Origin of the sequence: Fictibacillus sp. S7 (genome assembly GCF_004127935.1) — a bacterium.
Lineage (GTDB): Bacteria > Bacillota > Bacilli > Bacillales > Fictibacillaceae > Fictibacillus_C > Fictibacillus_C enclensis.
In genome coordinates this window covers 4,404,610-4,412,711 of the sequence record NZ_QJKL01000001.1, presented here as the reverse complement: position 1 = coordinate 4,412,711, position 8,102 = coordinate 4,404,610, and the positions used below count along the sequence as shown (strand labels likewise).

5 protein-coding genes and 2 pseudogenes are annotated in these 8,102 nt (G+C 35.8%); 3 read left to right on the top strand and 4 right to left on the bottom strand.

Annotation, left to right across the window (positions count from 1 at the left end; genetic code table 11):
* Nucleotides 1-508 precede the first annotated feature (508 nt).
* Nucleotides 509-637, bottom strand: a pseudogene (locus DMO16_RS25495) (DDE-type integrase/transposase/recombinase); the annotation flags it as partial.
* A gap of 316 nt (nt 638-953) precedes the next feature.
* Entirely contained in the window at nt 954-1,592 is a 639-nt protein-coding gene (locus DMO16_RS22370; RefSeq protein WP_129480101.1) for a hypothetical protein, read from the bottom strand.
* A gap of 409 nt (nt 1,593-2,001) precedes the next feature.
* Here DMO16_RS22370 and DMO16_RS22365 point away from each other — a divergent pair.
* Nucleotides 2,002-2,630: pseudogene (locus DMO16_RS22365) on the top strand (transposase); the annotation flags it as partial.
* Nucleotides 2,631-3,199: 569 nt separating this feature from the next.
* Here the strand turns inward: DMO16_RS22365 and DMO16_RS24450 are convergent.
* The gene (locus DMO16_RS24450) at nt 3,200-3,715 is read right to left on the bottom strand and encodes a hypothetical protein (RefSeq protein ID WP_206738157.1); all 516 of its coding nucleotides are present in this window, start codon (nt 3,713-3,715) and stop codon (nt 3,200-3,202) included.
* A 765-nt stretch (nt 3,716-4,480) separates the two neighbouring features.
* On the opposite strand from DMO16_RS24450, the gene DMO16_RS25490 reads away from it, so the two are divergent.
* Complete coding sequence (locus DMO16_RS25490; protein ID WP_129480471.1) at nt 4,481-4,729, top strand: hypothetical protein; 249 nt, start codon at nt 4,481-4,483, stop codon at nt 4,727-4,729.
* Between the two features lie 1,000 nt (nt 4,730-5,729).
* On the opposite strand, the gene DMO16_RS22350 is transcribed toward DMO16_RS25490, so the two are convergent.
* Nucleotides 5,730-6,101, bottom strand: a complete 372-nt coding sequence (locus tag DMO16_RS22350; RefSeq protein ID WP_061972208.1) for a cyclic-phosphate processing receiver domain-containing protein — start codon at nt 6,099-6,101, stop codon at nt 5,730-5,732.
* Nucleotides 6,102-6,639: 538 nt separating this feature from the next.
* Between DMO16_RS22350 and DMO16_RS24700 the strand changes: the two genes are divergently transcribed.
* Complete coding sequence (locus tag DMO16_RS24700; protein WP_129480100.1) at nt 6,640-6,837, top strand: hypothetical protein; 198 nt, start codon at nt 6,640-6,642, stop codon at nt 6,835-6,837.
* Nucleotides 6,838-8,102 lie beyond the last annotated feature (1,265 nt).

The following is an 8,102-nucleotide window of genomic DNA, read 5'->3' as shown; positions in this document are numbered from 1 at the left end:
CCGGTTGGTCCGGTTGGTCCGGTTCGTCCCGTCGGTCCGGTTGGTCCGGTTCGTCCCGTCGGTCCTGTCGGTCCGGTTGGTCCTGTCGGTCCGGTTGGTCCCGTCGGCCCGGTTGGTCCTCTTCGTTTTTTAACTTCTTTTTTGCAGTCACCTACATTTACATTCACTTTAACTTTTTGATTTTGTTTATTACATTTGCATTTGGATTTTCTATGTCCGCAATCTGAACATCTTTTTTCCTCGCATTTGCATTTTCTATGTCCGCAATCTTTACATCTTTTATGAGATTCGAATTTATCACTACCCATATTATTTTAACTCTCTCCTTTTCTATTAAAGATTACTATATTTTATGAAATAGAATTGAATTGGATTGGATAAAAGCAATAAAAACTGCCAAAAAAAAGCACATTTTTTAATCCTCAGGCAAATGATCAGAGGCCCATTTAATATAGGCAACACAATCTACATATTGCGTTTGGCACAAGGCTTAAAAACATGAAAAAACAGCCAAAGCTTTTTTGAAAAAGCGCTTGGCTGCATGTTTATCTCTTGGTTCACTTAGATTAGAAAAAAATCAATCTTAATCCATCTCCTGCACATAAAAATATTCGTACATCCATTGACCTTTATTTTTATTTACGTTTCATTGACTCCAAGAGTCTTTTGTTGGAGCTGATTAAGCTTCATTCAATAGATTTTGATTTGTCATACACCATTCCTTTTCTAGAATAATACAGTATATCCGTTTTATTCAAAAACCCTTCTTCGTATTAATTTGCATCGGTATGCCATACTATTCAGAATTAAGAATCGGAGAATTAGATCTTCTATAAGTCATAATAATGTCAGAAGCCTCTTGAGCCAATACGTCCTGTCGGCGCGACTCCTATTAGCCGATTATGCTCTAAAAGTAACAACATTGGAATACAAAGAGGTACTACATAACAGTTCTATGCTATACGTGTGACTACAAGTGAGGGGTTGAAGTAAGCTACAGTGCCTTGTACAAAGACCGCTTTGACAGCTATCGCATCCCTGGCATTAAGATTTATTTGAATTATTTTCGCAAGATTATCAATTTGAGTATCATTTTGCAGATGAATCATTCTACCTCTTGTATCTTCCACATTATTAATAAATAGACTAAAAATGGAAGAATCATTTGGTAGGGATTTTACACTAAAAGTCACCTCAATAGTATATACTCCTGAACTTCCTACGATGATTTCATCGTTAACTTTATCAGGGGTTACTCCAGAGAATGGACCTTGGGTTGAAAAATCAAATCTCTGTCCTGTCGTTATTGGTATTAAGCTATTCACTCCATAAAGGGAGCCGTAAGCAAGTACACCACCTTGTCCTGTTGCACCTGTTGGCCCCGTCGGTCCGGTTGGTCCGGTTGGTCCGGTTGGTCCTCTTATGCAGTCAGCAACATTTACATTCACTTCAACGTTTTGATTTTGATTAATTCCTTCATTGCATTTGCATCTATTATGTCCGCAATTCGAACATTTTTTATTCTCGCATTTGTATTTTCTACGTCCGCAATTTTTACATCTTTTAGTACATTTGAATTTATCACTACTCAAATTATTTCAACTCTCCTTTCTATTAAACATTAATATATTCTATGAAATTAAATGAAACTTGATTGGATAAAAGACAATAAAACCTACCATTTTTTTGAAAATACGGAACATTTTTAAATCCTTGGGCACATGTTTAAAATAAATACACTGTATCCAGCCTTTATTACCCCATTTAATATAGGTAATAGAAAAATATTGAGTTTGGCACGAGGCTTTAAACATCAAAAAACAGCCAAAGCTTTCATGAGGCTGCTTGTTTATCTTTAACTTTTTTTACGCTTCATTGACTCTCCATGAGTCATTTGTTGGTTTAAGATGACACCGTACTTTTTCATCAATTCAGGACTACATTTATCAACCCAACATATAATCTTTGTATTTTCAAGTTTTATTGCACAAATACAAAAAAGAACTGCAATTTCAATCAGTTTTGGATCAAGTGTTCCTTTATATAGAGGCGTTTTCGGCGACCTATATTCGGTTGTTTCTCTACTCACATAACTTGAATTCCCTACATCTCAAATCATCTTGGAAGTAGATGGAGAAACAATCACTGACAAGATAAATGAGCTTTGGGAAAAAGATAATTGAAGAATATACAATCATTCAATCCATCCCTGGTATAGGAGAAAAGGTCGCTGCCACGATCATTTCCGAAATTGGAAAGATTGAACGGTTTGACCATCCAAAAAAGCTTGTCGCATTCGCTGGCATAGACCCAAGTATCTTTGAATCAGGTAAATTCAAAGGTTACTGTGAACAGGATTACAAAAAGAGGTTCCAGCCGTCTTAGGCACGCTCTATACATGGCTGTAAGGTGTGCAATCCGTGACTGCAGAAAGAAGAAAACCACAGATGAACTATTCCCTCGCAATAAAAAATTAAGAGAGTTTTATGATAAGAAACGTGAGGAAGAAAAACCTTTTAAAGTAGTTGTTATAGCCTGTGCAAATAAGCTTTTACAATGGATATTTGTCCCTTTTAAAAAGCAAAATGACTTTCCAAGATATTGCTAAGTTAATCCATTTGGCTAAATAAAGAAAAACCTTCCAAACAAGCAGGTTGGAAAGGTGATTTGGCATGCATATGTTTAGCATGCCATAATATAAAAAATCTATTTAATTGAAAAAATTTTGACTAACTATTAGCTGGTTTAGTTGTAGAACGATCAAACCAAGGAAAGGGATTAGTGATGACGTTAACCCCAGCAACACAATTTTTTAGAAATAAGTAACTTGTCCATGCCAACGTCTCTCTATATGCATTTAATAGAGTAGGAGGTGAATTTAAATGGGAGGAAAAAAGAAATCTCGAAAAAAAATTTATTGTGATCCAGAATATATTGTTAAAAACAAATATACCGAAAGAGAAGTAACATTCGTTCACCCTATCATCCGTATTAACAGAGAGCATATCAAATATGTCCCTCGCCATGTATATAAAGAAGAAACAATAAATGAGGTCATAGACCCTGGCTATCCAACATGTCATTGCAACAAGAAAAAGGAGACTTTTGATGAGTCCAGTTCCAGCTCGAGCTCGAGCTCATTCAAAAAGCATGATGAATCAAGCTCCAGCTCCAGCTTTTGCTCCTGTAACAATCAGAATCAGCAGGTGGAAGCGAATATCGTGCAGCGAGGCGGTGAGTCGAGCTCAAGCTCAAGCTCAAGCTCCAGCCAAAAGCACGTTGAGTCGAGCTCAAGCTCCAGCTCCTTCAAAAAGCGCGTTGAGTCGAGCTCAAGCTCCAGCTCCTTCAAAAAGCGCGTTGAGTCGAGCTCAAGCTCCAGCTCTTTCAAAAAGCGCGTTGAGTCGAGCTCAAGCTCCAGCTCAAGCTCCTTCAAAAAGCGCGTTGAGTCGAGCTCAAGCTCCAGCTCCAGCTCCTTCAAAAAGCGCGTTGAGTCGAGCTCAAGCTCAAGCTCCAGCTCCTTCAAAAAGAGAAAGAAGAAATATCGCTGGTAATTAATTATTTCTAGAGCGGCCTTTAAGGCGTTCTCACAGACCGAAGACAAACCCCTTTTCAATTTTCTTTGAAAAGGGGTTTGTCCGTTTATATAGGGAATAATCGTTGATTCAAACTGGACATGGGCCTCTTTATGTCCAGTTTGCCAGTTTTTTTGATTCATGTCAGCGAACGTAAGCAATGTTAGAGGGTGCTCCTCCAAGCTTACATGATATGGGGGCGGCATCTCTAGGCAACAACTTTTATCGACAAAAGAAAAAGCTGAATAATACTGTATCCCGTTTGTTCTCACCACCTTTTTAGTTTTCAATGCATCGTTTGATGGATGATCCGAATGATGAAATAATTATATGTCCTAATTGTAACAACGAAGAGATAACAAAAGGATCTAACTACTTAAGGGGTATGTGGCAGTTTCTTAATAAATAAATGTTCGGAATTTGACGCTAGCAAAGATGAAGACCTAAGAAATACTATTAAGTGGAATTCGTATGATAGCGGATATGGTGAAATCTTAGATTCTAAATCTAGGTATTGTTATAAATGTGGTTCAACTTCAGCTTTTTTGAAGAAGGTATATTAAAAATACTTAATAATTGATCCTAAAAATTAAAAATAGGTAAACATTTATTTGATGAATGAGCGCTGTCCTTTAAACGGCAATAAAGGAGGGGAAGGAATGGCTAATTTCCGAAAATTAAACAGTGGTTTGTGGCAAGCACGTGTTTCGAAGGATGTAAAATTAAGTATAGGGACTTTTCGCAGCATAAAAAGAAGCCCAAATAGAGGCAAATGCTGTAGAAGAAAAAATCTATTACGGTCACACTGTACATGACAGGGAAATTTTGTTTGAAGATGTTGTACAAGAATGGTTATATAATCATAAAAAATCCTCGGTTAAAGATTCTACCTTCGACAATTAGAAGTCATCGTAAGAATACACATACTCCCTTATTTGGGTAACAAACGATTGATTAGAATTAAAAGACCTGAGATTAAGAGATGGATGAATCATTATGCTGATCTTAAAGATCCAAACGGTAATGATGTTTACTCATCTGGATCAAAGTATTTATCAGTTCTAAAAGCATATTCCATATTCTCGCTTCACGATATGGAGATTTTGGACAAAGATCCGACGAACACCTCAAAAAATCGAAATGAACTAAAATCATAATAATAACTCTTACCATAATTCCTTATTATGACAAGGGTTTTAAAATTTATCTATTGATTGTGTTTTCTGATTCAATACCTCTTTCGGAAGCGACAATTATTTAATTTTGAGTGTACTGAACAAAAGGTTTTGAGTTGACACGAAACTGGCACGACTTTAATTTTCACCTAAAAAGACCTTGGTATATTCGTTATATACCAAGGTCTTTTGGACTTTATCCGATTGAACCTTCCATCTCGAACTTTATTAATTGAGTTTTTCATAGTGTATCATATGTTTCTAAGAACGTTGATGAATCAACGTTTTTAGAATTTCCTTTTCAAAGCTAATTAAGGTTTTTCAAACTCAATCGGCACGTTGATATAACCCTGTTTCTTTGTTGTCAAAATTTTTATTAATTCTACAGATAGGGTCCCAAAGAGGAACTTGTGTACGGAACATATCTCACCAATTTTTTTCTTTTTAAAGTATGCTCAAATTGCTGTAAAATCAGCTTTTATAATTTTTTGGTTTTTAAAATATTTGATATCTTTTTAAATAACAAGGGTTTCTTAATATTAACCGATTGCAATCTCCATCTCGAACTTGATTAATTGAAGTTTTCATAGCGTGTCATAGACTTGCAAAAACGTTGAAATATCAAGGTTTCTAGTATTACCTTATCAAAGCTTTTTAGGATTTTTCAAACTCAATCGGGACTGAATCGGCACGTCGTTGATGGTCCCTTGGCGATCAGCTCCAACAATAAGTTCAGTTTTGAGGTGCATTTTCATAAATAAGGGATATGACACTTTTTTTTCAGCTTAAATATAAAAAAGACTCGTTATTGGCGAGTCTTTTGTTTATAAAAATTGAAGATCGGATAGACTTAAATTACCCTTATCTCCACACTCATATCGTAAGGGCAGCTCAGATTCAAAGTCCTGGGCTTTTATCTCTTTTATTCGTAATTTAAGTGTTCTTTTATCCTGACCCTATATTTTCAAAAAAATGTATTAACTTACATTACGTCTATATAATGTTGCAGAACCCCTGGCGGGTAAAAATGCAGGGGCAGTGGTCTTAAAGATATAATGGTAGAATGGGAAAGAATTGAATCCGTTTGTGCCTGTTTTAGACATCTGAACATCGCTTTGCCCCCAACCGAATTTGCTGAATGAATGGTTATGCGATTAGCAAATAGTTTTTCATCCACCATCATTTGAACTAGCATTAGACCATTCCTGTTTTTATTTAATAAATCGTGATCCAAAGAAAGATGTTCGATGTTAAAGTTTCGCAGCAACTCTAAACACTCGTCGATCGTCTCCGCTAAAACATAACCTTCAGGTTCTATCCTATAGTCATCTAAGAAAACACTGATTTTATTCATTTCTTACTCCCTTCCTTACAAAGGGGGTGACTAAGAAAAGTCAAAAATCCCAAAGTAAATAGATTTTATGTATTGATTTTAACATAGATCCTTTCTCAAAATAACATATTCGATTTTAACAGCTACTATTCTACATATTTTTTATAAAAAAAATCGGTATCGAACTGAAAAAGCCCAGTAAAAGAACAACTATGTTTTTCATATGAAGAATTGCGACCAAAAACGACGTCTGAATCGTCTAATATAGAAGAATAGGAAACCAAAACCTTCGAATTTTAATTTGTGGATCTTTCATAAACGCACCCGATTGTTGAAGAAATATTTATTCGTCCTCAAAATCTACCTCGTTCTCTTTTGATATTGAGATTATAAATTCTTTCAAATTAGGGGTATACTCTTCAAGCACTCCATCTTCGTGATTCCAAATATAAATTTCATTCCCCATTATTCCGTCATTTACTTTAAGACATAACGCAAAGAGATGCGACAAGTACGCAGTAGGTTTAAGAAGCCACTTAAGCTCATTCGCAAAGATTTCTTGCCTCGTTTAGCGAAATATAAGGAACAGAACGAATTAATTCGGAAATCGGAAAAGTTACTCCAAAACGGACACCGGGCAACGTTTATGCGCATGAAAGAAGACCACATGAAGAACGGCCAGTTGAAACCAGGCTACAACGTACAGATGGCGACCGAGAACCAATTTGTTTTGTTTTATTGGTCAGCAAGTTTATGACGAGTTTTGGCTGGTGCAGGAATAAAAGGAAAAATTCGGTTTAATGTTCGGGTTTAAACATAGAGAACCCCCGCCTGAAAACTGATATATTAAAAGAAGGATTCGATTTACCTACTTTCATTAGTACGGATATTTACGAATCCCTTTTACTTTTGGTTTCAGATTAAAAAAAGACTACATGGAGCAGTTTACCTACGAACGAACAACAATACATTCGAGCTTTCAAATACAACACGAAAGCCATTTCTTAAAAGGCAACTTTCCACATGCACTATATCTTCCCCTTTTCTTAGAAATTCTCTACACGGGCCTGCACTGCCAATGATAGAAAAATCAGCAATACGAAAACGTCTCGATCTGGGAATACTTTCAAACACAATAACCACAATATCCTTCGGTCGGGGTGCCATTTCTTTACTTACCTCCCTTATGCTGAATTTAATCGTTATATGCTTATTAAATGCGGTTAGACGCCGAAGAGACAGGGACAAACACGGAGTCGTTACCTTGTTTCTTTTCTAACTAATAAACATAACTATAGACATGTATTTAATAAAGGAGCCCGAAGCAATACTTTTGAATATTAATATTCAATAGTGGGCGTAGATGTGGTCTAGTTTACATAGGGTCAATTAAAAAAAAACTGATTCGCTTTAGAGCAAATCAGTTAGCTGTATTTGGCAATCAAAAAATGCTATAAATGGCAGTATCTTTTATGAATGTAAAAAGAGCAAAATACGCAAGTAGTGCATAAAAACTTGCATATTTTAGGCTCTTTAATTTTATTCCTTATCGTGCAAGTAGTTGTAAATTCCTTGATTAGGTAAGTTATATATTTAATCATTTATTCACTATATTTTAATTAAACGTAACCTGCCCTATAATGAAACAAAAAAACCGGCTGCCAAAGCAGCCATTCCTTCCTCAACTAACGCACCCTTTAGTTCAACAAGAAAAAAGCCGCCGTTCATGCAGTCAGTTTAAAATATCAAAATCAATTAGGTGAGAACAAAACTAAACATAGCAACTATTCTTTTTGAAATTAGTTTGAGAACAAATAAATACAAGAAAGAGACCTGGTGTGACTTTAAGAGAAAAATTGCACACTTTTTAAACGCTAAATTGCACATGGAGTTTATTAAGTACATTTCTACTTGATTTGGCGTTAGCTTCAACGTCTATATGGGGGTTAAGATCCAGAAGAAGAACGTTGAACCGACATTCAATCATTAACTGCGGGGAAACAATCGCTTTAGTTAACAAGA

Excerpts from the sequence above, each read along its gene's own strand:
- DMO16_RS24450 (WP_206738157.1), bottom strand. The coding sequence starts at position 3,715 with ATGAATCAAAAAAACTGGCAAACTGGACATAAAGAGGCCCATGTCCAG.
- DMO16_RS22350 (WP_061972208.1), bottom strand. The coding sequence starts at position 6,101 with ATGAATAAAATCAGTGTTTTCTTAGATGACTATAGGATAGAACCTGAA.